Here is a 23667-nt window from a genome sequence, read left to right on the forward strand (position 1 = left end):
CTGAAACAGGAGCGAGCGCTCTTGGAAAAGTGGGGGTATCTTTCTCTGAAAAACTGATATGTCAGAGCAATCGTGGTTTCTGTTTGCAACCGCTGGCGCCATTATTGGGGCGGTTGTGCAGATTATCGATATGTACCTTCGCGAAGACGGCATCTTCTCTCATCCTCTTGAGCCTACCATTGTCTCTGGTGTGATGCAGGCGATGTTGTGGGTGAGTATTCCATTTGTCGGTTTTGAATACCCGGAATCGGGGCTGATTGCAGGCCTCGCTGTTCTTGGTGGGCTCTTTCATATCGCTTCGCTCTTTTTCTATTTCAAAGGAGTGTTCTCTTTTGGTGACATGTCCGTGATATCGATGTTGTGGAATCTGTTGGTGGCAATGGTTCCGATACTTGCTTTTGTGCTTCTTGGGGAGCGATTGAGCGCATTGGAATATTTCGGCATTCTCCTGCTGTTTGTCGGCGCCCTCACACTCTCTTTTTCGGAGGGAGTCGACACGGGTCTTCTCCCTTCGGTTTCCAAGCAAATGCTTATCGCCGTCTTCCTTATGGGACTCTCGATGGTGTGCCTGAAGGGCGTTTATGAACACACCACGTATTGGGGCGGATATCTTTTCTATAACTTCGGTATCGTTGGTGGCGGAGTGCTTGGTTATATCTTCTTCCTTCCGAGACGCACTCGACGGCAGCTTCATCACACGTTTCGATCGTTTTTTTTCTTCTTTCTTGGTATTGAGTTTCTTCAGCTCTCCGGAGAGTTCTTCTCAAATCTTGCAACGAGTCTCGGCCCGGTTTCTTTGGTATCGGCAGTGGAGAGTCTCCAGCCTTTATTTATCGTCATCATTGCTTTGGGGATATTCCTTGCGGGAAAGGCACTACCCTGGAATCAGCTCAAACTGTTGCGCCCGATGTGCCTTGCGCAGTTTCAGGGTTTGCGAGTGAAGGTAGTGGCAATGGTGATTATGATTTTCGGCGTGTATCTCATACAATACATCTAAGGCTATCGGAATTCTTATCAGCTTTCTTTCTATGTCGGAATTTATGCCAGAAGAAAAATCTCCTTCGAGGAGAGGGTCTGTTTGTGAGATCAAAAAGCAACCGTTTGATCTTGTAGTAGTTCGAAGCGCTGACGAACGAACTCTGGAGGATATTTTGCGTCTAGAGAAGCAATGCTATCCGGACGCATGGCAATATCCGGACGCAAAGGAATATTACGGGGAAATATTGAAGCAAGAGGAATCTCTGCATATTTTTCTCCGAGAAGGAGATGTATCTGTAGGATATTTACTCGGTCGCCCGCTTTCTGAAGTGTGTGGCGAGCTCCGAGAGTATGATCGGGATCTTCAGGATGATTCTGCTTGTTTCTATCTCGAGACAATCGGTATTGATCCGAAGTGTGCCGGGCGAAGAGGGGGTGCACAACTTCTTGAAGCATTTCGCCAAGAGGTGAAGAATCGAAAGAGTGGCTACGAGCGGATCTCTGCTCATGCTCGGAAGGCAGTTGGGAGCGATTTGAGCGGACTTATTCAAAAAATGTATGCGAATGCCTCAGTTCGACATATCCCAAAATGGCACTTTGGCGGTGACGAGCCATATGACTATGTTGTGTGGAATATCGAATAGATTTTGTTGATTGTGATATAATAAAAATACATTAAATTTTTTGTTTCTCATTCTTTCTTATGATTTGTCCTGGCTTCTCTGATCCGTATTTTTTCTTCTTTTCTTCTGAGGCGCCACCGCTTCTGTATTACTCGCATATTCCGACGGCAATCATTGCACTTTTTATTGGCGCTTTTGTGTATTTGAACAATCGCGGAGTACTTGCGGCACGGCTCCTTCTCTTTATCTCCATTGCTTTTCTGTTTTGGGTGCTTTGCGATTTGGTCACATGGGTGAGTAATGACAGTGATGTGATTTTCTTTGTCTGGTCGTTTTTCGGAATACTCTATGCGCTTATTTCGCTTTTGAGTGTTTATTTCGTCTACGCTTTTCTTGACAAGGGCGATGTTTCGTGGAAAGTGAAGTCGATACTCAGTTTCTTGTTTTTCCCGATAGTGCTGCTCACTCCCACTGCGTACAATCTTGCGACATTTAGTCTCGGTGATTGCGGTATTCCAAATGAGGGATTCTATTTTACAAACTACTACTATCTCGTTGGTTTTATTGCATTTTTCTGGATACTGTTTCTGATACTCTCCAGAGTCCGGCATGGAAGCCTTGCTCGTGATATGAAGAGACAAATAGTGCTCTTCGGATTTGGCATCGAGTTTTTCCTGCTCTCATTCTTTGTGAGTGGGTTTCTAGCGAGTTTTCTTGTGGACAATGGCTTGATGAGTGATTTTGGATTGATTCATTATGGTCTGTTCGGTATGCCGGTTTTTATGGGGCTTCTCGGATATCTTATGGTTCGGTATCATGCATTCAATGTCAAAGTGCTTGCTGTACAGGCTCTTGTTGTTGGACTGGCAATTCTTATTGGGTCACAACTCTTCTTTGTAGTGTCGCAGGTAAACTTCGTGTTGACATCGCTCACGTTTTTGTTTTCGATTCTTTTTGGAAGTATGCTCATTCGGTCGGTGAAGAATGAGATTCGGCGGAAGGAGGAGCTGCAGATCGTGACAGACAAACTTGCAGCGGCGAATGTGGAATTGAAGCGACTCGATCAGTCGAAGACGGAATTTATCTCGATTGCATCGCATCAGTTGCGGACGCCTTTGACGGCCATTAAGGGATTTGTCTCGCTTTTGCTCGAGGGGTCGTATGGGGCGGTGCCCTCGTCGATATCAGATGTGCTCGACAAGATCTATACGGCAAATGAGCGAATCGTGCATCTCGTGGAGGATTTGCTCAATATTTCTCGTATGGAGTCGGGGCGGCTCAAATATGAATATGCGGAGGTGAATGTTCCGGAATTTTTGAACGAATTGCACGACACATTTGCACTGGTTGCCAAGAAGAAGGGGCTTGACCTCACGTTCGAACTGCCAAAAGAAGCGCTTCCACTTGCGTGGATTGATAGGCAGAAGGCCTTTGAAGTTGTCTCAAACCTTATCGACAATGCACTGAAATATACTACCGCCGGAAGCGTCCGAGTACATGCGGAAGAGGCGGCAGATTTCATTCGTATCTCGGTGACGGATACGGGAGTGGGTATCGATGCTGATATGATGTCCGCTTTGTTTCAGAAATTTTCTCGTGGGAAAGAAAGTGGCAAGATGCATGTGAGTGGCACGGGCCTCGGGCTCTATGTTGGCAAGTCTATGATCGAAGCGCAGGGCGGTCGTATCGGTGTCACCTCCGAAGGAAGCGGCAAAGGCTCCACCTTCTCTGTCGACCTTCCAGTGAAGAGGGGATAGACGAATGCGAATTTTTTGGGAAAGAAAAATCACCAAGATAGCTTGGTGATTTTCTTGTACGTGGCACATTTTGATGTGTCCCTGGCAGGAATCGAACCTGCGGCCTTCTGGACCGGAACCAGACGCTCTATCCACTGAGCTACAGAGACGGAATATCACAAGAAATTCGTAGAGGAGATGCTGTGATTTTCCCTCCTTTGTGGGGCATGAAATCCTTCAGACAGTATACTTTCTCTCGGGGGTATTGTACAATAGGAGTACGGAAACTATCGGTTTTCTCGTCTTTTTTCCGGCATGTCGACGTTATGGATGTGAGTATTATTTTGGTAAATTATCGAAGCCGAGAGAAAACTCGGAATTGTCTTTTTTCGCTGAGAAAAGCCGAATTTTCGGGTATTTCCCATGAAATAATCATTGTTGACAACAGTGAAGAAGACGATTTTGGCGATGAATTCCGTCGGGAGTTCCCGGAAGCATTCTTTCTCCGAAGTGAGACAAATGGTGGTATGGGGAACGGGAACAATCTCGGCGTACAGCAGGCGAAGGGGTCATTTCTCCTCATCCTTAATCCTGATACGGTAGTTCGTCCCGATGCGATTCGTCGACTCTTTGATGCTATGCGGGAGCGTGAAGACATCGGTATCGTGGGACCGAAACTCCTCAATCCGGATGGGACGCTGCAATATTCTTGCCTGCGTTTTCCAAAGGTGTGGACGCCGATTCTTCGGCGGACGCTCCTCGGACGACTCACGCCGAATCATCTCGGACGCTACCTCATGACGGACTTCGATCATCAGCATATGCGTGATGTGGATTGGATGCTTGGGTCATGCCTTATGATTCGCGCTGATTTTTACCGTCGTGTCGGAGGATTTGATGAGCGGTTCTTTATGTATTTCGAAGACATTGATCTCTGTCGGCGTGCCTGGCGGGAGGGACTGCGAGTGGTCTATTGTCCCGATGCGATGGTCGTGCATGATCATGCGAGGGGAAGTGCTCGTTCTCGGTGGTTTATCGCGCCTTTCACGAGTCGTTTGGCGCGTGAACATATCCGGTCATGGATGAAATATGCGTTCAAATGGAAATGCCAGTGATGCTGGTTGAAATTGCTTGGGTGGACTTGTTTGAGTTGATACCCCTTGCATATTTCCCATTCGAGACATAGAGTTGAAGGAATGTGTTGATGAAGATGTTGCACTGTAGAATGAACAGCCAATTCTCTCAAAAGATACGTTTATGTCAAAAATATTACTGGTCGAAGACGATCCCATGATATCGGAAATCTATCAGCGGAAGTTTTCTGCTGCTGGGTTCGAAGTTCGCATTGCCATGTCTGGGAAGGCGGTTCTGGATATTTTGTTGAGGGAATCCTTTGATCTCGTCTTGCTGGATATTGTGTTGCCGGAAATGAGTGGCATGGAGATTTTGGAGAAACTGCGTGATCCGAAGAATGGCTACAATCTTGATACAAAGATTGTGATGTTTAGTAATCTCAGCGAGAAGGATGATCGGGACAAAGCAGTGGCGCTTGGTGCGAGTGGATTTATCTCAAAGACGGATTTCTCCCCATCGGAACTCATTGCGGAAGTATCGCGATTCCTCCGACAGTTTGAGGCGCAGAAGTACAATGCGAGTCGTCAAAGCGTAGAAACGCCTGACATGCCAAAGTCAGATGCGTCAAATACTGAAGGAAACGAAGAGACTAATCAGTAAGGAATCGATATGGAACGAACACTCATTGCGGAAACACCGCGTCATATTGGTGAGAAAGTCCGGCTCAAGGGGTGGGTCAATATGCGTCGCGATCATGGGAAAATCCTCTTCTTTGATATGCGAGATCGAAGCGGGGTGGTGCAGCTCGTCGTCATTCCGGATCATGAGGCGGCCTATGCGGCGTCAAAGGAGTGTCGAAATGAATGCGTTATCGAAGTAATGGGTGTTGCAAAACTCCGACCGGGCGGTGCGGAGCGATCGAGTACATCGGGGAGTATTGAGATAGAAGTTGAAGAACTGCTCATTCTTTCCACGCCCGAGAGTCCGTTGCCGTTTGAAATTGCCGAAGGAGGACTTGAGAGTCTTCATCTCGACACACTGCTCAATAATCGTACGTTCTCGCTTCGAAACCGGAAGACGCAAGGGATTTTCCGACTGTATAGTTTGCTCCTGCTTAGCTATGCCGAAGCGCTTCGGTCGCGCGGATTTCTCGAAGTGAAGACGCCGAGAATTGTGAGTGCGGCGACTGAAGGCGGTGCGAACTTTTTCAAGATTAAATACTTTGAACGGGATGCGTTTCTGGCGCAAAGTCCGCAGTTTTACAAACAAGCCGGCGCAAGTGTCTTCGAACGGGTGTTCGAAATCGGTCCGGTTTTCCGTGCGGAGCCACACTTTACGACGCGTCATGTGAATGAATATGTCAGTCTCGACGGAGAGATGGCATTCATTGAGAATGTTGGCGATGTCATGAATGAACTCGAAAGCATTGTTTTTGAGATATTTGAAAAAATAGGTAAGGAGGGACAAGAAGAGCTCGAACGATGGGAGGCGGTCGTGCCGGAAAGGGTGTCTATTCCGCGAATGAAACTGACGGAAGCTCTACAAATTCTCGAGAAGGAATATGGTAAGAAAATGGAAGGCGGTGAAATTGATATCGATCCCGAAGGTGAGCGGTTGATTTGCGAACACGTGAAAAAGGAGACAAGATCGGACTTTGTGTTTCTGACACATTATCCAACTGCCATACGCCCGTTCTATACGATGACGGGCGCCGATCCACAGTTTACCGAGAGTTTCGATCTGCTCTTCCGCGGACTCGAACTCGCGACGGGTGGACAGCGTATTCATGACTACAAAAAGTTGGTTGAGTCTATCAAGAGGCGTGGTATGAATCCGGACGATTTCTCGAGCTATCTCGACACCTTCCGTTATGGTGCTCCGCCACACGGCGGTTGGGGCTGGGGTTCCGAGCGCACCATCCAACAGCTCCTCGGACTCCCTACGATCAAGCAAGCCGTCCTCTTCCCGAGAGATGTGAAGCGACTCACGCCGTAGAAAGAAATATCTTGAATGTATTTTCCGAAATCAAGGCGATCTGTATTGCGGATTGCCTTGTTTCTCCTCTGGTTTTTTGATACGGTGAATGGAGGACGCTTTTGTCTTGGATTTTTTTGTGCACGTATGGAATCAAACTCGTCGAATTCTTTGAGGGATCGATACCGACGTCATCGGAAGCAAGTTTCCGATATGATTTTTGGGAGATTTTCGCAGGATATTGGCATTGACCTTGGCACGGCGAATACACTCGTTTATGTGCGAGGGAAGGGCATTGTCATCAATGAGCCGTCGGTTGTCGCTGTTAATCAACGAACGGGGCAAATTCTCGCCATCGGGCGCGATGCCAAGCGCATGGTTGGGAAGACGCCGGGGCATATTGTGGCGACGCGTCCCTTGGTCGACGGCGTAGTGAGCGATTTCGAAATTACGCAGCAGATGCTTCGGTTTTTTATCAACAAAGTACATGATAGTGGCTTTGCGTTTCTTCGACGACCGCGAGTATTGGTCGGCGTACCGTCCGGCGTCACAGAAGTGGAGCGGCGCGCGGTGATCGAAGCGACAATGAATGCTGGTGCGCGCGAGGCATTCCTTATAGATGAGCCGATGGCGGCGGCGATTGGGGCGCGACTCCCGGTTATTGAGGCATCTGGCAATATGGTCGTCGATATCGGCGGTGGGACAACGGAAATTGCCGTTATTTCTTTGGGCGGGGTTGTGGTGTCGCGGAGTCTGCGTATTGCGGGCGACGAAATGAATGAGGATATTGTTCGGTATGCGCGCGATTCCTACAATCTTCTTATCGGAGAGAAGACGGCTGAAGAAGTAAAAATTGCCATTGGGAGCGCCTATACGCTTCGAGAACCCATGACGTATTCTATACGGGGGCGTGATTTGGTGAGTGGGCTACCAAAGGAGATTATTGCGACCGATGAGCATATTCGTGAAGCACTCTCACATTCGATTCGAATCATCGTTAACAATATCAAGACAATCATCGAAGAAACGCCACCGGAGTTGCTCTCGGATATTTTTCAGCGGGGAATTATTCTTGCAGGTGGCGGAGGGCTCATTCGCGGACTTGATCGTTTGCTTGCAAATCAGACGGGTATACCGGTACGCATGATGGAAGATCCGCTCACAGCGGTTGTGCGTGGTACAGGAGTGGTTCTTGAAGACATGGAGCGTCTGCGGGAAGTGCTTGTGGAGGATCACCGCGGTACGCCACTTCGGTAATTTGCGTGCATTGAATCTTTGTATCTTTCGAGATGTTTCGCGCTTTGTGGAAAAACAAGTTTGGAAAACTGGCGATTATTATCGCAGGATGTCTTCTTATATACCTGTGGAATTCTCCGTTTATCGCGTTCTCAGTGAGGACGGTTTTCGGGGCGATTGCATTTCCGCTACAGAATGTGACGGCATTTGCTAGCTATCATATTGGGCAGGTTGGTTCTTTCTTCTCATCGATTGGAACACTCAAGCAAGAAAACGAACGTCTTTTGGAAGAAAATGCGAATCTCAAAGCGGGAAACGCCAATCTCGCCGATCAGTCACGAGAAAATGACTTGCTTCGGAAGGAGATGCAACTTGCGCCGCGTGACCGGTTCGATCTTTTATCGGCAGAAGTGATTGGTCGAGATAGTGCATCATCTGGTGGCGCCGTACTTATTAATAAGGGGACGTCTTCTGGGGTTGGGAATGGTATGGCGGTTGTTGTGGGTTCTGGGGTTTTGATTGGGAGAGTGGTTGAAGCGACGCCCTTTTCGGCGCGAGTGCTTCTTATTTCCGATTCGGCAAGCGCGATTAATGCGGTTGCGGGGACGCACGAGGCTCGAGGGGTCGTGCGTGGAGAATACGGGCTCGGGCTGGTTCTCGATATGGTGCTGCAGTCGGATACGATTGCTTCCGGGGATGAAGTGATTACTTCTGGACTTGGTGGAGATATACCGCGAGGGCTCTTAGTTGGATCGGTGTCGTCGATTGAACTATCTGCTGATCGGCTGTTTCAGCGGGCGACACTTGCCTCGCCGATTCATCTCGATCGAGTACGGTTTGTGTCTGTTGTTGTGAATGCGAAATCATGAAGCCAATACTTTTTCGTGCAGCTTTTTTGTTTTTTGGCGCCCTGATTCAGGTGTCATTTTCAAATACGGTATTCATATCGCCGATTGTTCCGCCGCCGATTCTTCTTGCTATGGTGGTTTCAATCACGCTCTTCCGCGGATTTTCATTTTCGTGGGTGTGGGTGATTCTTGCTGGATTTTTTCTCGATGCGATAACTTTGGGAAGACTTGGTCATGCTTCGGTTGAGTTTGTGTTGCTTGCGGCGCTTCTGAGTTTTACGGCAAAGGAGGTTATATTTGAATACCATGCCGGGAGAATATTGTTTCTCGGGGGGTTGATTTGGATATTTGAAGGAGCGTTTCGTTTGATTGAAATATTTTTGTTCTCACTTATGTCCGAAGATGCTCTTTCTTTTTCGGCATTTTTCTCCGGGGTGCATTGGTCGACACTGCCCATATCACTCATTGTAGCTATGGGCGTATGCGCATTGATACTTCCGATTACGTTTTCTTTTGAGCGATACCTTGATCTCTTCGAACGAACCAAGGTTGGTCGACGGTAATATATCGAGTCGGGTTGTTTGCATGTATTTCTCCGCGCTTTGTTTGTGGTATCCTATGCGCTAGAATGGGAGTATGAAAATAGGCATCGACATTCGAAATGTCGGCAAGAATCGAACTGGAGACGAAGTGGTATTCTTCAATTTGGTACGAGAATTGCTGAAGGCGGATACGGAGAATGAATACCTCCTTTTTCTTGATGAGCGGACGGATAGTGAGCTTCGTGAGTTGGAAGTCCGTTTGGGCGTGACTGACCGGAATCGGGTGTGTTTCGTGAGTCTCCCGGCACGGAATAAGTTCGATTGGAATGGGTGGTGGATACCGAGATATCTTCGGACACATGCAGTTGACATTTATCACACGCAGTATATTGTGCCGTTCTTTGTGCCGATGCGGACGAAGGTGGTGACGCACATACACGATGTTTCCTTTCGAGCGTATCCGCAGTATATCGATTGGATTGATCGATGGTTTCTGAATCTTCTTATTCCACGAAGTCTTCAACGTGCGGACGCCATTCTTGTCCCTTCGGAGTTTACGAAACAAGAAATTGTGAAATACTATGTGGTATCAGAGGAGAAAATAGCCGTGGTATACAATGCAGTTGCGCCGGAATTTTTCCGGGAAGAAAAGAATTTGAGTTTGGAACGTGTTGGAACACTCCAGAGGAGATATCATCTTCCGGAATCATTCTTTCTTTATGTAGGGACGCTTCAACCGAGGAAGAATATTCCAGCACTCATCGAAGCTTTTTCTCGTTTTCGAGAGCAAAACGCCAATATGAGAGATATAAAGCTTGTCCTGGTAGGGAATCGAAGGGGACACCATTTCGATGTACGCATCAATGAAACGATTGCGCGTCTGGGGATGGGAGGCAACATTGTGTTTCCAGGATTTGTTGATCAAGAGGATCTCCCCCTCCTCATGCGTCTTGCAACTCTCTTTGTGTTTCCCTCGTACTACGAAGGATTTGGCATTCCAATTCTCGAGGCGATGAGTCAGGGAGTGCCGGTTGTTGCTTCGGATATTCCCGCTCTTCGGGAAGCAGGGGGCGATGCAGCACTTTTCGTCGTTCTTGATAGCCCTGAACGTTTGTCTGTGGCTTTGTCTGAGATTTGTCGCTCTCTTGTTCTTCGCGAAACGTTGCAAGAGAAAGGACTTGTTCGCGCTCAGCACTTCTCATGGGAAAAGAGTGCCAAGGCACTACTTGTCATCTATGAGAAAATATGTTTTCATGAAAGGACGGTTTCTTAGAGTTTGTTAAGAAAGTTTATTTTTCAGGAAAAATTGTTTTTTTGTAGCGCTTCTGAGATACGCTTTTCGTTTTTACTTTTTTTTGTATCTTCATACTCTATGAGCTCGAGTTCTTTTGGGACATCGTCAGGGTTTTCGTCGTCTCGATCAACAACGCCTTCTTCCAAGTCTGCTGGAAAGAAGAAGGGGATGCGGCGTTGGGTGAAAGTGACGCTGTGGACACTCGCGGTATTGTTCGTCGTGGGAGGCGTTGTTTTGTGGAAAGCGAATTCGATTGTGAGTCGCATCGCGCCAAATGGGAACATTTTTTCAAATATCGTTAATTCACTTCCGGGCGTTGAGAAAAAGCTTGTCGGCGAGGACGCTGGGCGCGTTAATATTGCACTTCTTGGGATGCGTGGGAAGGGAGTCGAAGGTGGAGGGCTTCTTGCGGACACTATCATGATACTTTCTTTTCACCCAAAAAACGGTGAAACCGACACTGCTCGAGCGTCACTCGTTTCTATTCCGCGCGATCTTTATGTGACTGTTCCTGGGACATCTGATAAACAGAAAATAAACGCCGTGAACGCCTACGGTGAACAAAAAGGCGATGGTCAGGGGCTTGAGGATATGAAGACGATTCTTTCCGAAGTGACAGGTCAGCCAATACAATATGCTGTATCGGTGAATTTTAAAGGCTTTGAAGAAGCGATTGATGCTGTCGGCGGAGTGTCAGTGACGCTCTCTGAGCCATTTACTGAGCCGATGCAGTTTCGAGAGCCGCATGTTTGCGATCCTACTGTCTTTACCGTTCCAACGAGTCCTCAGCAGTATGAAAACAAATATACTACAACAGGAAGTGGAAGACGTCGTCTCGTTGCTTCGTATCCGCTTTGCTACAATAAAGATGTCGAGTGCGGCGGTGTCTTCAATCTTCCAGCAGGGACAAGTATCTTAAATGGTGAACAAGCACTGTGTTATTCCCGAGCTCGGGTGACGTCGAACGACTTTGCGCGAGCGAAACGTCAGCATGCCGTCATGGAAGCCTTCCAGCAGAAGGCATTGGGTCTTGGCACGCTTTCGGATTTCGGAAAGGTTAATGCTCTTCTCAATAGTCTTGGTGACAATGTGCAGACGACTATGGAGGCATGGGAGCTCAAGCGTTTGTTTGATATATATATGGAGAATAAGGATATGAAGTTTGCTGAAGATACCGTGGTGGACAATTCCGAGAATGGACTTCTCTATGCTCCGGAGAACACCGGCGGCGCTGGATATATCTTGCTCCCGAAGGGTGACAACTACGACAAGATACATGCCTTATTTGAATCACTTCCTTAACCCCCTTTAAGATAGCTGTTTTTTCGGGAAAATTGAGAATCTGAGAGAATGTATTCTTCTGTGAGTTTCACATGTTTCCTGCAAACAATATGGATGAAGCGACACCGGTAGTCGAGAACAAGAATATCGGAAGACAATTGCAGAGAAAGAAGCAATCATTTGCCTCTATCTTCTTTGTGGCGTTTTTGATTGCTCTTGCGTATGTGATTGGTGTCGAACGAGGACAAATGGAGGGAAGTTCAAATGAAGCCTCGACATTTTCTTTGCCGACATCATCGATATTTTCTCCTGCCAAGAACTCTGACCACCCTGACATGAGTGTGTTTTGGAAGACCTGGGATATTTTGCATGAGCGATTTGTTGATCGCGAGCATCTCGATACGACGGCACTTCTCTATGGCGCGATAAAGGGGATGCTTGCAGCAACTGATGATCCGTATACGACCTTTTTCGATCCGGAGGAGAACAAATCTTTCCAGGAAGATATCGCTGGGAGTTTCGAAGGAATCGGCGCGGAGATTGGCATGAAAAATAAGATTTTGACTGTTGTGGCACCGCTTGATGACAGTCCGGCACAGAAGGCGGGTATTCGATCGGGCGACATGATTGTCAAAATAGATGATGAAAGCACATCAGAGATGAATATAGATGAGGCGGTCAAGAAAATGCGCGGACCAAAGGGAACCGATGTGAAACTTACTATTTTCCGTGATGGCGAGAAAGAGACGCGAGACATCACGATTCATCGCGGTACTATTTCGGTAAAAAGCGTAAAACTCGATTGGAAGGGAGGCGATATTGCGATAGTGAAGATCAATCAGTTTGGCGAGGAAACAGTGGACGAGTTCGCTGCCGCCGTGAAAGATATTCGATCGCGACCGACGCGTGGCATTGTGATTGATCTCCGTGATGATCCTGGAGGACTTCTCGACGCCGCGGTGGATATCGGAAGCCTTATGATTCCAAAAGGAAAGCCGGTTGTACTCGAAGAAGATAGTAAGAAGAATCGCGAGACGCTCTCGACGCGTGGCGGCGACGTTTTGAGTGGTATACCGACGGTTGTGCTTATCAATGAAGGATCAGCGAGCGCTGCGGAAATTCTCTCGGCGGCGCTTCGTGAGAATCGCGACAATGTGACGCTGATTGGCAAGAAATCTTTCGGCAAAGGATCGGTGCAGGAATTGGTATCAATCTCGAAAAGTACCTCGCTCAAAGTGACGGTGGCGCGGTGGCTCACGCCCAATGGCGAACAGATAAACAAAGCGGGTATCAAACCGGATATCGAAGTTGATCGCACGAGCGATGACTTTGAATCCGGTCGTGATCCGCAGATGGATAAGGCATTGGAAGTGGTTGGAGAAAAGGCGAAATAAGAGGATGTTTAAGTAGAGCATCATGAAGAAGTCACACTCTCCAATAGATGAAGTGCCTTTGAAAGAAAAGCTTCGCCAGTTGGAGCGGTACAAAGTTCCGACGATAATCGTTTTTCTACTCTTCTTTTTTAGCGAACCTTTGTTGGGAATAATTCGTGTCATAATAACTATGGATCCAATTACCACATTTTTGATTATCGTTGGTGTTATCGTGCTGGTCTCGATTCGACAGATCAATCAGTATGAGCGCGGAGTGAAATTTACCATCGGCAAATTTTCCGGCATGATGAATCCCGGGTGGCGATTGGTTGTGCCTGTTTTCCAGTCGTATCAGAAAGTAGACATGCGTATTCGAGCGGTTGATGTACCGGATCAGGAGGCGATTACGAAGGATAATATTTCCGTCACGGTAAACGCGGTCATTTATTACAAAATTTCCCATGCCGAGAAAGCAATTATAGAAGTGGAGAATTTCTTCTACGCGGTTTCTCAGTTGGCACAGACGACGATGCGAAATGTTGTCGGTGAGGTGGACTTGGATGAGCTTCTTTCAAATCGTGATGCGATTGCAGAGAAAATTCGCATGATTGTCGACAAGGCGACAGATGCCTGGGGTGTCAAAGTGGAATCGGTAGAACTCAAAGACGTCACGCTTCCGGAAGAAATGAAGCGCGTTATCGGCAAACAAGCGGAGGCTGAACGTGAACGGCGCGCGGTTATTATAAAAGCAGAGGGCGAGGTCGTTGCTGCAGAGAATATCTCCAAGGCAGCGGGTATTCTTTCGAAGCATGACGGATCGCTTCATCTGCGGACGCTTCACTCGCTCAATGATCTCTCCTCCGACCAATCAAATACCGTTATCTTTGCTATCCCAATTGAAGTGCTTCGCGCCTTCGAACGCTTCGGAAGAAGCAAAGAGTAAGTTCTCTGGCGTAAAAATGCTGTTTGAAGCTTGATATCTGGCGGTTCTGATATGAACCGCCTTTTCTGTGGGTGCTCCTGAGGAACTTTTGGTGTATACTGAGGGTGTTCCTCGAAGGATTATAGGCTGATATATACGGATATGGATGATGTGACGGTTATTGGGCTGGTAGGAGAGGGTGGCTCTGGGAAAGATACGGTTGCTGCATATTTGGAGCGTCGATATGGCGTTGTATCGCTTCGGTTTTCCGACCCGATCAAAGAGCTCTTGCGACTCTTTTTCGATCAACCGAGTCGTGAGGATCAGTCGTGGGTAGGAAGCACTTTCAAGGATCGTTTCGGAAAGGATATCTTCATACGCGCTGTGGAGCGTCGCTTGCGCGATGCTGGAAGTAGTATCTTTTCGATAAACGGTGTTCGCTATCCGGAAGATGCCGATTTTGTACGGTCATTCTCGAAGAATGCGGTGGTATATGTGACGGCGGATCAGCATTTGCGATGGGAACGCTCGCAGCGTCGAGAGGAGAAGTCGGATGATACGATGAGTTTTGAGACATTTTGCCGTTTGGAATCAACGCTTGAGACGGAGAAATATATCGGCGAGATTGGGAAGCATGCCGATTATGTTATCCATAATAAAGGAACAACCGACGAACTCTTCGCATCTGTCGACCGGATTATGAGTGAACTTTCCGTTCAAAATGAAGGGATCATATAGAAAGAATTATAAATTGTACAAAGGCCTATGGCACATTTTGAGATAGAGATTAAGAGTCTTTTGGGAAAGGAAGAGAATGCGGATTCTTTGAAGGAAAAATTGCAACAGCTGCCAGAGCCAGCGCATCTCATTCGAACAAGCTCGCAACTGAATCATTACTTTCTTGTTGGGAATTGGGAAACGTTTCTTTCTGAAATGGGCGCACACTTCTCTGAAAAATCCTTGGATCATTTGCGTCATGTGATTAGAGAAGGGAAAAATCATTCAGTGCGGACGCGACAGTCTGATGGAAAAGTGCTTCTGGTGGTGAAAGCATCTATTGATGATACGACAAGCTCGAATGGGATTTCTCGTATGGAATTTGAGGAAGAGGTTTCAAAACTCTCGCTCGACGAACTCGATGTTATCCTTCTGAAATCGGGATTCGAGTATCAGGCGAAGTGGTCGCGCGACCGGGAGGAATACAAAACAGGAAATATTTCTGTCTGTCTCGACCGAAATGCTGGGTACGGATATGTGGCAGAGTTTGAGAAGATAGTAGGCGAAGCACATGAGGCGGAAGGAGCAAAACGAGAACTTTTGGAATTTATGGAAAAACTCGGCATTGAAGAATTGCCACAGGATCGCTTAGAGCGAATGTTTGCGCACTATAACGCACACTGGTCGGAATATTACGGAACCGAAAAAATATTTGTCATTGATTGAAACGACTATGTATCTTTCTGATCGGGATATCGTGGGAGCAGTTGAATTGGGAAACATTGTCTTGAAGGATTTTGATCGGAATCGCATTCAGCCAGCAAGCTATGATGTGCTTCTTGGAAATCGGTTTGTTGTGACAGATCAACATACAACCGAGTTTATCGATCCGAGTAGGGGGCTTTTTGCGAATACGCATGAGGTGGAAGTGAAGGACAGTGAATATTTTGTACTTCATCCGCGGACGACCGTTTTGGGAATGGTGCGCGATTTCGTCGGGTCGAAGAAATATCTCATTCAGCTTTCGGGAAAGAGTAGTCTCGCGCGCATCGGGCTCGTGGTTCATAACACGGCGGGTATCGTGAATCCCGGGCATTTTCTGAATATCACGCTCGAGTTGTCTAATCTGAACATTGTCCCCATAGTGCTTCGTCCTGGTATGCCAATCGCACAACTCACCTTCTCCGAACTCTCGTCGCCAGTTTCCACGGATTATGAAAAAATTGGGCGTTTCAATGGTGATAACTGGGAGAAAAATTTCGCTCTTCCAAAGAAAATGAAGAAGACCGGACTGAAAAAGAAGATTTCTAAAAAGTAACAGAAACACTATGGCAATGCGGAAGAAGCATCCGGAATATCAGTATCTCGATTTATTGAAAGATATTTTGAAGAACGGAACGGATAAAGAGGTCTTTTTTACCCCGGAAATTCTTGAACAATATAAGAAGAATGGACAAACTCCCCCGATTATTCGATCGATATTTGGATACTCGATGCGTTTCCATGTTGGAGAATACTTTCCTTTGCTAACGACAAAGAAGGTGTTCTTTCGAGGAATTCTGCATGAACTTCTTTGGTTCTTGCGTGGTGATACAAATATTAAATATCTCGTTGATCGAGATGTCCATATTTGGGACGAATGGGCATGGAAGCGATATCATAAGCTATGTGGTGAACACAACTTGCCTGATATGGATCAGGATGAATTTGTCGAGAAAATAAAAGCTGAATCTGTAGAAAGTCCCTTTGTAAAGGAATGGGGGGATCTTATTATGGCGTATGGAAAAATGTGGCGTCGATGGCCTGCAAGTGATGGACGCAAGATTGATCAATTGGGATGGCTCATTGAAGGACTGAGGGAAAAACCGTTTCGAAAATCATATGTTGTGTCAGCATGGAATCCGGATTTTATTTATGCAATGGCATCTCCTGGAAATGCTAATGAAGTACCTCCATTTTGTCACACGACGTTTCAATTTGCTGTTACTGGTGATGGAGTTTTGAATCTAGGATTGTATCAGAGAAGTGCCGATACATTTCTCGGTCTCCCGTTTAATATTGCGAGTTATGCACTCTTGCTTCGGATGGTGGCACAGGTGACGGGATTGAAAGCGGGTGATTTTGTGCACAATATCGGGGATGCACATATTTATAGCAACCACTTTAACCAAGTTCGTGAACAGCTTTCTCGAGATCCGCGATTATTCCCGACATTGAATCTAAATGGGGAAAGAGAAGAGATTGATGATTTCGTGTTTGAAGACTTTACGCTTGAAGGATATGACCCATATCCGGCTATTCGTGCTGAGATTGCTAATATAGGTGGATTTGAGAAAAAATAGTCGACTTGCCTTATCTACCTGTCTATGAATAAGGGAAAAATTAGCGTCATCGTTGCAATCGGTGAGGGGAATCGGGTGATTGGAGACAGAGGGAAATTGCCATGGAATATTCCGGAAGATTTGAAGCGATTCCGGGCGATTACAACAGGGCATCCGATTATCATGGGGAGGAATACCTTTCTCTCCATTGGTCGGGCTCTTCCTGGGCGGACGAATATTGTGCTTTCGGATACACCTTGGGAAGATGCGCCAGAAGATATTCTTCTTGTGTATTCACTAGAGGAGGCAATAGAAAAAGCGCGGAGTACTTCGGGGAGTGATGAGATATTTGTTATCGGTGGAGGCATGGTATATAGGACAGCGCTTCCGTATGCAGATCGACTCTACCTCACACTTATTCGAGGAAGTTTTTCCGGCGATGCGTTTTTCCCGGAGTATGAGACGGCCTTTTCGGAAGTAGTGAGTCGAGAGGAGCGGGAATCAGAGGGATATCGGTATGAGTTTCTTGTTTTGGAGCGAAAATGACTTTCTGATTTCATGCTACAATAGGGGCATCATAAAATATCTCTATGCGTGTCGGTATCAATGCGTCATTTCTACGGAAACCTGATACGGGAATTGGGCAGGTGACGTTGAATTTTTTGCGGAAAGTCTCCGAGAGTTCTCATGTGGAATTTATTTTGTATCTCGAAGAGGATCTCCCAAATGGGCTGAATATCCCGAAGCATTTTCGCAAGCAAGTATTACTGCCATTGTGGAAGCGCGATGATGTCGTGCGGAAATTGTGGTGGGAGCGGTGTCTTGTGCCGAAGCAGGCGAAGCGCGATGGCTGTGATGTTTTTATCAGTCTCTATCAGTCAGCGAGCGTGATGCCGAAGAGTATCCGGCACATAATGCTCGTACATGATATTATTCCAAAACTTTTTCCGAAGTATCTCAACAATTGGCGTAAGAAACTGCACTGGAAATCAGTTGAGCGCGGTATCTGCCATGCGGATAAGATTTATGCAGTGTCGTCGCGGACAGAGAAAGATTTGATACGACATCTGGGTATTTCGCCATCATCTATCTCGGTCAACCGCATCGATGTCGACCCGATCTTCAAGCGAGTGGTGACATCGGAGCGAAGTGCGGAAGTGATGCAGAAGTATCATCTTTCACCCGGCTATCTCTACAACGGAGGCGGACTCGAAGTGCGCAAGAATGCCGAAGGAGTCCTTCGCGCTTATCGCGCATTGCTTGATCGGGAGAAGTCTGATCATTTGGCACCGGCGACACCGCCGCTTGTTATTTCCGGAAAGCTCTTGCCTCAACTCGCGCCGCTTGTCACGGATATTGAGCAAATGGTAAAGGATTTTGATCTCACGCCGTATGTTCGCATTCTTGACGCGGTTCCGCAGAGGGATTTGCCGGCGCTCTATGCGGGGGCACGACTCTTTCTCTATCCATCGCATTATGAGGGATTTGGACTCCCAGTGCTCGAGGCGATGAGTATTGGGACGCCGGTTGTGACGTCGAAAGTCTCTTCGCTTCCCGAGGTAGGGAAAGACGCTGTGCTCTACTGTCGACCGGACAGTGTAGATGATATTGCGGCGACCATTCGCAATGCGCTTGCTCGTCGAGATCTCCGCGATATGTTGTCCAGGCGTGGGAAGGAACGCTCGATGCTCTTCTCGTGGAATGAGTTTTCCAAGAAGCTTCTGCGTTCTGCTATCGGAGAAGTGTGATTTTTGAGATTGTTGATTTGATTTCTACAAGAGGGATAGATTTCACTTCAAAAAAGAATTTTAGACAAAGAGACGCGTATGATTCGCATTACCGAGGGAGCGCTTTTTCTTGGCGCGTTCTCGCTCTCACTATTTTTCCTCTTCTTGGGAAACTCCGCTATCTTTCCACTTGATATGGCAGATTTCACATTTTTTGTGATGATTGCTTTTTTCTTCGCGCTCTATCGACCAGGATGGGCGTTTTTGGTCTTTCTCTCGCTTCTCCCATTCGAGATGATTAACCTTTCACCGGAAGCGCTTGCATTTTCTCTTCGACCCTACCAGCTTCTTGGTGGCGTTCTCCTTCTCTCGATGTTGGCGCGTTTTATTGTTCATCGTCTTCCGTTTCCCGTCATGCGATTTCGATGGTTCGATATTGTGCCGATCGTATTCGGATTGGGAGGATTCCTCGCGATAGGTTTTGCCTCTGATGCTCTGAGTACCACAAAGCAGGCAGTGATTGCTCTTTCCTTTGTTGCACTCTATTTTTTATCGCGGCAATTTCTGGGAGAGGCGCGTGATGTGCGGCGCGTGATGCCGTTTCTCGTGCTCTCATCAGTGTGTACAATGCTCTTTGCACTCTGGCAGAGTGTTCAGTTTACTGCGGGACGGATTTCATTTGAGGTAATGTCGGGGCGTCCGAATGCGTTTTTTGCTGAACCGGATTGGCTTGGGATGTTTCTGGTGCTGTCGGGGAGTGTCGCGCTTGGTCTCCTCTTTTATTATCTTGACCAACATCACGCTAAAGAGCCTATAGAAAATACCCCGTTTGCGGAGTCGTCATTTCTCAATCGGTCTATTTATGCGCTGAGCCACTATTCACGAACGCTCTTTCTGCTTTTTGTATTTTGTTTTCTCACACTTTCTTGGCTCGGGATTCTCCTTACCGTAGCACGTAGCGCTTGGGTTGGCTTTGCCTTTTCGACACTTCTTTTCTTGAAGCTCCTCTTAGTCGGGGGGCATTCATGGTCTTTTCGTAATTGGCGATGGAAGCTTTTTGCTCAGGGATGCGTTGTCGCTGCAGTATCTTTTGCTGGGGCACTTATCATGGTGTGGGGATTCCAATTGACGACGTTTGATTTGACCAATCGAGCAGGGAGTACCACATCGGGACAACAAGAAATCACCGTATCTTGCGAAGCTCCAGCAACACTGCCAGAGCGCATTGAAAATGTCTCGGAATTATCTTCGTATGGATGCCGGTTTATTCGGTTGGAAGAAATTGATGCAGAACAATCGGCAGGAAGGTTTGTGTCGACTGTTTCTCGTCCTGATCCAAGTATTGAAGCGCGTCGTGTCATTGGACAAAAAACATTCGAAACACTCAAGGCACACTGGTTCTTTGGTATCGGGTGGGGAAATATTGGGAGTATTCTCGGAATGGATAATCGAGGTGCAACACTCAATGCAAGCAATGCCTTCCTTGAGTCATGGCTTGGCGGGGGAATATTGAGCGCATTTGCTTTTCTTGTACTGTGGATGCTCGTTCCGATATTTGCACTCCGAACATTTTTTGGTTCTGGGAGTGAATCCAATCAGGGCGTGTATCGTGCTATTGCTGTGTTTTTTCTTGTCTCCTGGATTGGCTTTACCGTATTCAATGTTTTTAATTCCGGCATATTGCTGGGTTTTGTGTGGATCTGGCTGGGGAGTATCGGGATAATAGCAGGGAAGGGAAAATAGGGTATAATAGAGTTCCCCGACATACCCTATGAATATTTTTGGATCTTCTTCGCGATATCGCGGGATGGAAATCGATGACGCGGTACTCACGATAACAGAAAAAGATGCGGCGCGACTGGAAGCTCCTCTTCATCGCGGATTGGCACGGTGGTTTCGGATTTTTTTCGCTACTATCCTTGTTCTTCTTGGTGCGCGGGTTTTCTTTCTCAATGTCGTGAGAGGTGCCTACTATCAAGATGTTGCCGTGCGAAATAGTGTACGCAATGTGCTCCTCTCCGCACCGCGCGGACTCATCTTCGATCGGTATGGGAAGCAATTGGTGCGAAATGTGCCGAGTATGGAGCTTATTGCGACGCCGGCAGATCTCCCGAAGTCCGAAGAGGAGCGTCAGGCACTTATCGAACATTTGCGGAGCTTTATTACATTTGATTCAGATGAATGGGCAGCATCTCTTCAATCTGCTGCTGGCGCATTCTCGTTGCCCGTAATCTTGAAGCTTGCACTGACACAAGATGAATCGCTTATTTTCTCGGCGCGTTCCGCGGAATTTCCCGGCGTGTCGCTTGAGCGCTCGGCTGTTCGCGAGTATCAGGATGGTTTGATTTTTTCGCATATCCTTGGATACGAAGGAAAGATTCGCAAAGAAGAGCTCGCTGAGCATTCAGACTATTTACCAATCGATTCTATCGGAAAGCAGGGTATTGAGAAAAGTTATGAGTTGGCACTTCGCGGGAAGCGCGGTGCCGATCGGGTGGAAGTGGATTCGCGAGGCGCTATCAAGAAAGAGCTTGGCGTTTTTGATCCCGAACCGGGGAATGATCTCATTCTCAATATTGATGCGGATTTGCAAAAGAGGCTCTTTGATAGCCTGAGTGCGACGCTCGAGAAGGCGGGACTTCGGAAGGGGGCGGCGGTTGCTCTTGATCCACGTGACGGAAGTGTCTTGGCACTCGTCAGTCTTCCATCTTTCGACAACAATCTTTTTGCAGGGGGCATCGATTCTCCGAGCTACGCAGCGTTGATTGGCGATGATGCCCTCCCACTCTTTAATCGCACACTTGCAGGTGAATATCCGCCTGGGTCGACGATTAAGCCTTTCTTGGCAAGTGCTGCACTCGCTGAGGGAGTTGTCACACCGGATACGCAAATAGAGAGTCGAGGAGGAATCACGGTTGCGGGGTTTTCATTTGGCGATTGGAAGACACACGGGTTTACTGATATTCGTCATGCGATTGCAGTGTCGAGCGATGTGTATTTCTATAGTATTGGTGGCGGGTATGGGAATATTCGTGGACTTGGTATGGAGAAGATGGACGAATACGAACAATTGTTTGGATTTGGATCGGAGACAGGTATTGACATTCCTGGTGAAAAGCAGGGGTTTATTCCGACGCCTCAGTGGAAAGAAGAGAAAATTGGCGAGCGATGGTATATTGGTGATACGTATCACGCAGCAATTGGGCAGGGATTTGTTTTGGCAACGCCGATGCAATTGGTAAATGCAACGGCAGCTATTGCCAATGGTGGAACGATTTGGAAACCGAGAGTAGTGGGGCAAATTCGTTCTCGTGATGGAACCCTGCAGACAGTGGCACCAGAAGTGCTGCGTCGGAACGTCGTAGATTCATCGATTTTGAAGATTGTGAAAGAAGGTATGCGTATGACGGTGACGGAGAACGTTGGAACAGCGCAATCACTTGCGAGCCTCCCGGTTGCTGTTGCAGGGAAGACAGGGACGGCTCAGTTTGGCGCCGAAAAGAAGACTCATGGCTGGTTTGAATCATTCGCCCCCTATGAACATCCGACCATTGCTCTTGTCGTGCTGGTTGAGGGGCAAGAGAATGAGGGGTACTTTGCTGTTCCTGTGACAAAGGACGTGCTCTCCTGGTATTTCACGGAAGGAAACGGGAAGGAAGAGGTGAAGAAGTGACAATTCACCTCGACAATGCTGATATTGACAATGGCAGGCGCTCTGCTATCATGAGTGGCATTGCGCGTCTCCTTTGGCGCTCATAAAACAAAATTAAGCGAATAATTCCGTGGTTTATGGCGAAAATATTGACGAAAGATGGACTGAAAAAGCTTCAGGAAGAATTGGAGGAACGCAAGGTGGCGATGCGCCAGCGAATTGCTGCTTCGATAAAAGAAGCGAAGGAGCAGGGCGATCTTTCTGAAAATGCGGAGTACAGCGAGGCGAAACAGGAACAAGCTGAGAATGAGTCTCGTATAGCTGAACTCGAATCGTCTCTCAAAGATGCTGTTGTAGCGCGTCACAATAGTCAGACTTCTGGTGTGCAGATTGGGTCTGTTGTGAAGACACTCTTGCGTGGCAAGGAAATGGCATTCACGATTGTGGGATCGAATGAAGTTGATCCATCTGCCGGGAAAATTTCACATGAATCTCCTCTCGGAAAAGCGTTCCTCAATAAGGAAAAAGGCGCTCGTATTTCTGTGGAAACCCCTGCCGGGAGTATGGACTACGAAATTCTTGATGTTGCTTAGGCATCGTATCACTGTAGTGGGTACTGCCAATAGCTCCTCAATTACGTACAACTTAATGAAACCGTCGGAGTATTCCGGCGGTTTTTTTGCTCCAATTTTTGTTTCTTGGTATACTCTCTTCGAGCAAAGCCTTTTCTGGAAGTTTCTCTCGATAGCTCAGTGATGTGCCTTTAATTTTGTAGGTTTATAGATTATGGAACGAACATTTAAGATGTTGCTCGTGGATGATGATACAGATACGCGGAGCTTGTATGCTGAAGTGTTTCAGGCAGCTGGTTTCGAAGTCCGAGAGGCAAAGGATGGACTTGAAGGACTCGAGATGGCAACATCTGATCGTCCGGATGTGGTTTTCACGGGTATCATTATGCCACGAATGGATGGTTTTGCACTCACAGAGGCATTGCGAAGCAATGTGGTCACTTCGTCGATTCCCATTGCTTTCTCCTCACACTTAGGGCGACAAGAAGATCAGCAGCGAGCCAAGGAACTTGGTGTTGATGAGTTTATCGTCCGAGATGTTGTGACGCCGAATGAAGCTGTAGCACGTATTCAATCGCTCGTGTCTCATAGCGAGTATATGATTGCGTTTGATATCCGAGCACTTGATGCGCAGAAGCTGGCAGCTGATTTGCGTCTGAATCCAAATTTTCTTTGCTCAGAGAATGGCGGTCGACAATTTGCCCTGCGTCTCAAGGTGAAAAACACTTCGACGAGAACATTTGAGGCAGAGTTTGTTTGTATTCCATGAGCGGCAGTTGACTCTTTTCTTTTCTTCT

General features: G+C 47.3%; 23 protein-coding genes and 1 tRNA gene. 23 read left to right on the forward strand and 1 reads right to left on the reverse strand.

Annotated features, from left to right (window positions below; genetic code table 11):
* Positions 1–58 precede the first annotated feature (58 nt).
* Genes IPJ67_01515 through IPJ67_01525 form a run of 3 tightly spaced genes read left to right on the forward strand, consistent with a single transcriptional unit; the run spans position 59 to position 3358 of the window.
* Complete coding sequence (locus tag IPJ67_01515; GenBank protein ID QQR77808.1) at positions 59–997, forward strand: hypothetical protein; 939 nt, start codon at positions 59–61, stop codon at positions 995–997.
* Between the two features lie 31 nt (positions 998–1028).
* A complete protein-coding gene (locus IPJ67_01520; protein ID QQR77809.1) occupies positions 1029–1622 on the forward strand; it encodes a GNAT family N-acetyltransferase in 594 nt (197 codons plus the stop codon).
* A gap of 59 nt (positions 1623–1681) precedes the next feature.
* Positions 1682–3358, forward strand: a complete 1677-nt coding sequence (locus tag IPJ67_01525) for a hypothetical protein (protein QQR77810.1) — start codon at positions 1682–1684, stop codon at positions 3356–3358.
* A 76-nt stretch (positions 3359–3434) separates the two neighbouring features.
* Here IPJ67_01525 and IPJ67_01530 read toward each other — a convergent pair.
* Positions 3435–3507: transfer RNA gene (locus IPJ67_01530), tRNA-Arg, on the reverse strand.
* 156 nt (positions 3508–3663) lie between these two features.
* Here IPJ67_01530 and IPJ67_01535 point away from each other — a divergent pair.
* The 20 genes from IPJ67_01535 to IPJ67_01630 all read left to right on the forward strand — a co-directional run bounded on the left by IPJ67_01535 (position 3664) and on the right by IPJ67_01630 (position 23639).
* Positions 3664–4452, forward strand: a complete 789-nt coding sequence (locus IPJ67_01535) for a glycosyltransferase family 2 protein (protein QQR77811.1) — start codon at positions 3664–3666, stop codon at positions 4450–4452.
* Between the two features lie 142 nt (positions 4453–4594).
* Positions 4595–5071, forward strand: a complete 477-nt coding sequence (locus tag IPJ67_01540) for a response regulator transcription factor (GenBank protein ID QQR77812.1) — start codon at positions 4595–4597, stop codon at positions 5069–5071.
* Positions 5072–5080: 9 nt separating this feature from the next.
* Positions 5081–6406, forward strand: coding sequence for an aspartate--tRNA(Asn) ligase (gene aspS / locus IPJ67_01545; GenBank protein QQR77813.1), 1326 nt, complete (start codon positions 5081–5083; stop codon positions 6404–6406).
* 192 nt (positions 6407–6598) lie between these two features.
* Complete coding sequence (locus IPJ67_01550) at positions 6599–7642, forward strand: rod shape-determining protein (GenBank protein QQR78027.1); 1044 nt, start codon at positions 6599–6601, stop codon at positions 7640–7642.
* A gap of 32 nt (positions 7643–7674) precedes the next feature.
* The gene (mreC, locus tag IPJ67_01555; protein ID QQR77814.1) at positions 7675–8490 is read left to right on the forward strand and encodes a rod shape-determining protein MreC; all 816 of its coding nucleotides are present in this window, start codon (positions 7675–7677) and stop codon (positions 8488–8490) included.
* Positions 8487–9032 carry a hypothetical protein gene (locus IPJ67_01560; GenBank protein QQR77815.1) on the forward strand — a complete coding sequence of 182 codons (546 nt, stop codon included), beginning with the start codon at positions 8487–8489 and terminating at the stop codon, positions 9030–9032. The genes mreC and IPJ67_01560 overlap by 4 nt, the downstream gene beginning before the upstream one ends.
* A 73-nt stretch (positions 9033–9105) precedes the next feature.
* Positions 9106–10284, forward strand: a complete 1179-nt coding sequence (locus IPJ67_01565) for a glycosyltransferase family 4 protein (GenBank protein ID QQR77816.1) — start codon at positions 9106–9108, stop codon at positions 10282–10284.
* Between the two features lie 99 nt (positions 10285–10383).
* Entirely contained in the window at positions 10384–11607 is a 1224-nt protein-coding gene (locus tag IPJ67_01570) for an LCP family protein (GenBank protein QQR77817.1), read from the forward strand.
* Between the two features lie 71 nt (positions 11608–11678).
* The gene (locus tag IPJ67_01575) at positions 11679–12980 is read left to right on the forward strand and encodes a S41 family peptidase (GenBank protein ID QQR77818.1); all 1302 of its coding nucleotides are present in this window, start codon (positions 11679–11681) and stop codon (positions 12978–12980) included.
* A gap of 169 nt (positions 12981–13149) precedes the next feature.
* A complete protein-coding gene (locus tag IPJ67_01580) occupies positions 13150–13902 on the forward strand; it encodes an SPFH domain-containing protein (protein ID QQR77819.1) in 753 nt (250 codons plus the stop codon).
* Between the two features lie 141 nt (positions 13903–14043).
* Entirely contained in the window at positions 14044–14619 is a 576-nt protein-coding gene (locus IPJ67_01585) for a hypothetical protein (GenBank protein ID QQR77820.1), read from the forward strand.
* A gap of 27 nt (positions 14620–14646) precedes the next feature.
* Positions 14647–15324: a CYTH domain-containing protein gene (locus tag IPJ67_01590; GenBank protein QQR77821.1), complete on the forward strand. Its 678-nt coding sequence runs from the start codon at positions 14647–14649 to the stop codon at positions 15322–15324.
* Positions 15311–15916 (forward strand): dCTP deaminase, encoded by a 606-nt coding sequence (gene dcd, locus IPJ67_01595; GenBank protein QQR77822.1) that lies wholly within the window; start codon positions 15311–15313, stop codon positions 15914–15916. The genes IPJ67_01590 and dcd overlap by 14 nt, the downstream gene beginning before the upstream one ends.
* A 16-nt stretch (positions 15917–15932) precedes the next feature.
* Positions 15933–16940 carry a thymidylate synthase gene (gene thyA / locus IPJ67_01600; GenBank protein ID QQR78028.1) on the forward strand — a complete coding sequence of 336 codons (1008 nt, stop codon included), beginning with the start codon at positions 15933–15935 and terminating at the stop codon, positions 16938–16940.
* A 24-nt stretch (positions 16941–16964) separates the two neighbouring features.
* Positions 16965–17465, forward strand: a complete 501-nt coding sequence (locus tag IPJ67_01605) for a dihydrofolate reductase (protein ID QQR77823.1) — start codon at positions 16965–16967, stop codon at positions 17463–17465.
* A gap of 44 nt (positions 17466–17509) precedes the next feature.
* The gene (locus tag IPJ67_01610; protein QQR77824.1) at positions 17510–18667 is read left to right on the forward strand and encodes a glycosyltransferase family 4 protein; all 1158 of its coding nucleotides are present in this window, start codon (positions 17510–17512) and stop codon (positions 18665–18667) included.
* A gap of 78 nt (positions 18668–18745) precedes the next feature.
* Positions 18746–20389 carry an O-antigen ligase family protein gene (locus IPJ67_01615; GenBank protein QQR77825.1) on the forward strand — a complete coding sequence of 548 codons (1644 nt, stop codon included), beginning with the start codon at positions 18746–18748 and terminating at the stop codon, positions 20387–20389.
* Between the two features lie 28 nt (positions 20390–20417).
* Complete coding sequence (mrdA, locus tag IPJ67_01620) at positions 20418–22319, forward strand: penicillin-binding protein 2 (protein ID QQR77826.1); 1902 nt, start codon at positions 20418–20420, stop codon at positions 22317–22319.
* A gap of 116 nt (positions 22320–22435) precedes the next feature.
* The gene (gene greA, locus IPJ67_01625) at positions 22436–22891 is read left to right on the forward strand and encodes a transcription elongation factor GreA (GenBank protein QQR77827.1); all 456 of its coding nucleotides are present in this window, start codon (positions 22436–22438) and stop codon (positions 22889–22891) included.
* A 193-nt stretch (positions 22892–23084) separates the two neighbouring features.
* Positions 23085–23639: a response regulator gene (locus IPJ67_01630; GenBank protein ID QQR77828.1), complete on the forward strand. Its 555-nt coding sequence runs from the start codon at positions 23085–23087 to the stop codon at positions 23637–23639.
* The last annotated feature ends 28 nt before the right edge of the window (positions 23640–23667 follow it).

It is taken from the genome of Candidatus Moraniibacteriota bacterium, from assembly GCA_016699385.1.
Lineage (GTDB): Bacteria > Patescibacteriota > Minisyncoccia > Moranbacterales > UBA1568.

Excerpts from the sequence above, each read along its gene's own strand:
- IPJ67_01515 (QQR77808.1), top strand. The coding sequence starts at position 59 with ATGTCAGAGCAATCGTGGTTTCTGTTTGCAACCGCTGGCGCCATTATT.
- IPJ67_01520 (QQR77809.1), top strand. The coding sequence starts at position 1,029 with ATGTCGGAATTTATGCCAGAAGAAAAATCTCCTTCGAGGAGAGGGTCT.
- IPJ67_01525 (QQR77810.1), top strand. The coding sequence starts at position 1,682 with ATGATTTGTCCTGGCTTCTCTGATCCGTATTTTTTCTTCTTTTCTTCT.
- IPJ67_01535 (QQR77811.1), top strand. The coding sequence starts at position 3,664 with ATGGATGTGAGTATTATTTTGGTAAATTATCGAAGCCGAGAGAAAACT.
- IPJ67_01540 (QQR77812.1), top strand. The coding sequence starts at position 4,595 with ATGTCAAAAATATTACTGGTCGAAGACGATCCCATGATATCGGAAATC.
- aspS (QQR77813.1), top strand. The coding sequence starts at position 5,081 with ATGGAACGAACACTCATTGCGGAAACACCGCGTCATATTGGTGAGAAA.
- IPJ67_01550 (QQR78027.1), top strand. The coding sequence starts at position 6,599 with ATGATTTTTGGGAGATTTTCGCAGGATATTGGCATTGACCTTGGCACG.
- mreC (QQR77814.1), top strand. The coding sequence starts at position 7,675 with ATGTTTCGCGCTTTGTGGAAAAACAAGTTTGGAAAACTGGCGATTATT.
- IPJ67_01560 (QQR77815.1), top strand. The coding sequence starts at position 8,487 with ATGAAGCCAATACTTTTTCGTGCAGCTTTTTTGTTTTTTGGCGCCCTG.
- IPJ67_01565 (QQR77816.1), top strand. The coding sequence starts at position 9,106 with ATGAAAATAGGCATCGACATTCGAAATGTCGGCAAGAATCGAACTGGA.
- IPJ67_01570 (QQR77817.1), top strand. The coding sequence starts at position 10,384 with ATGAGCTCGAGTTCTTTTGGGACATCGTCAGGGTTTTCGTCGTCTCGA.
- IPJ67_01575 (QQR77818.1), top strand. The coding sequence starts at position 11,679 with ATGTTTCCTGCAAACAATATGGATGAAGCGACACCGGTAGTCGAGAAC.
- IPJ67_01580 (QQR77819.1), top strand. The coding sequence starts at position 13,150 with ATGGATCCAATTACCACATTTTTGATTATCGTTGGTGTTATCGTGCTG.
- IPJ67_01585 (QQR77820.1), top strand. The coding sequence starts at position 14,044 with ATGGATGATGTGACGGTTATTGGGCTGGTAGGAGAGGGTGGCTCTGGG.
- IPJ67_01590 (QQR77821.1), top strand. The coding sequence starts at position 14,647 with ATGGCACATTTTGAGATAGAGATTAAGAGTCTTTTGGGAAAGGAAGAG.
- thyA (QQR78028.1), top strand. The coding sequence starts at position 15,933 with ATGCGGAAGAAGCATCCGGAATATCAGTATCTCGATTTATTGAAAGAT.
- IPJ67_01605 (QQR77823.1), top strand. The coding sequence starts at position 16,965 with ATGAATAAGGGAAAAATTAGCGTCATCGTTGCAATCGGTGAGGGGAAT.
- IPJ67_01610 (QQR77824.1), top strand. The coding sequence starts at position 17,510 with ATGCGTGTCGGTATCAATGCGTCATTTCTACGGAAACCTGATACGGGA.
- IPJ67_01615 (QQR77825.1), top strand. The coding sequence starts at position 18,746 with ATGATTCGCATTACCGAGGGAGCGCTTTTTCTTGGCGCGTTCTCGCTC.
- mrdA (QQR77826.1), top strand. The coding sequence starts at position 20,418 with ATGAATATTTTTGGATCTTCTTCGCGATATCGCGGGATGGAAATCGAT.
- greA (QQR77827.1), top strand. The coding sequence starts at position 22,436 with ATGGCGAAAATATTGACGAAAGATGGACTGAAAAAGCTTCAGGAAGAA.
- IPJ67_01630 (QQR77828.1), top strand. The coding sequence starts at position 23,085 with ATGGAACGAACATTTAAGATGTTGCTCGTGGATGATGATACAGATACG.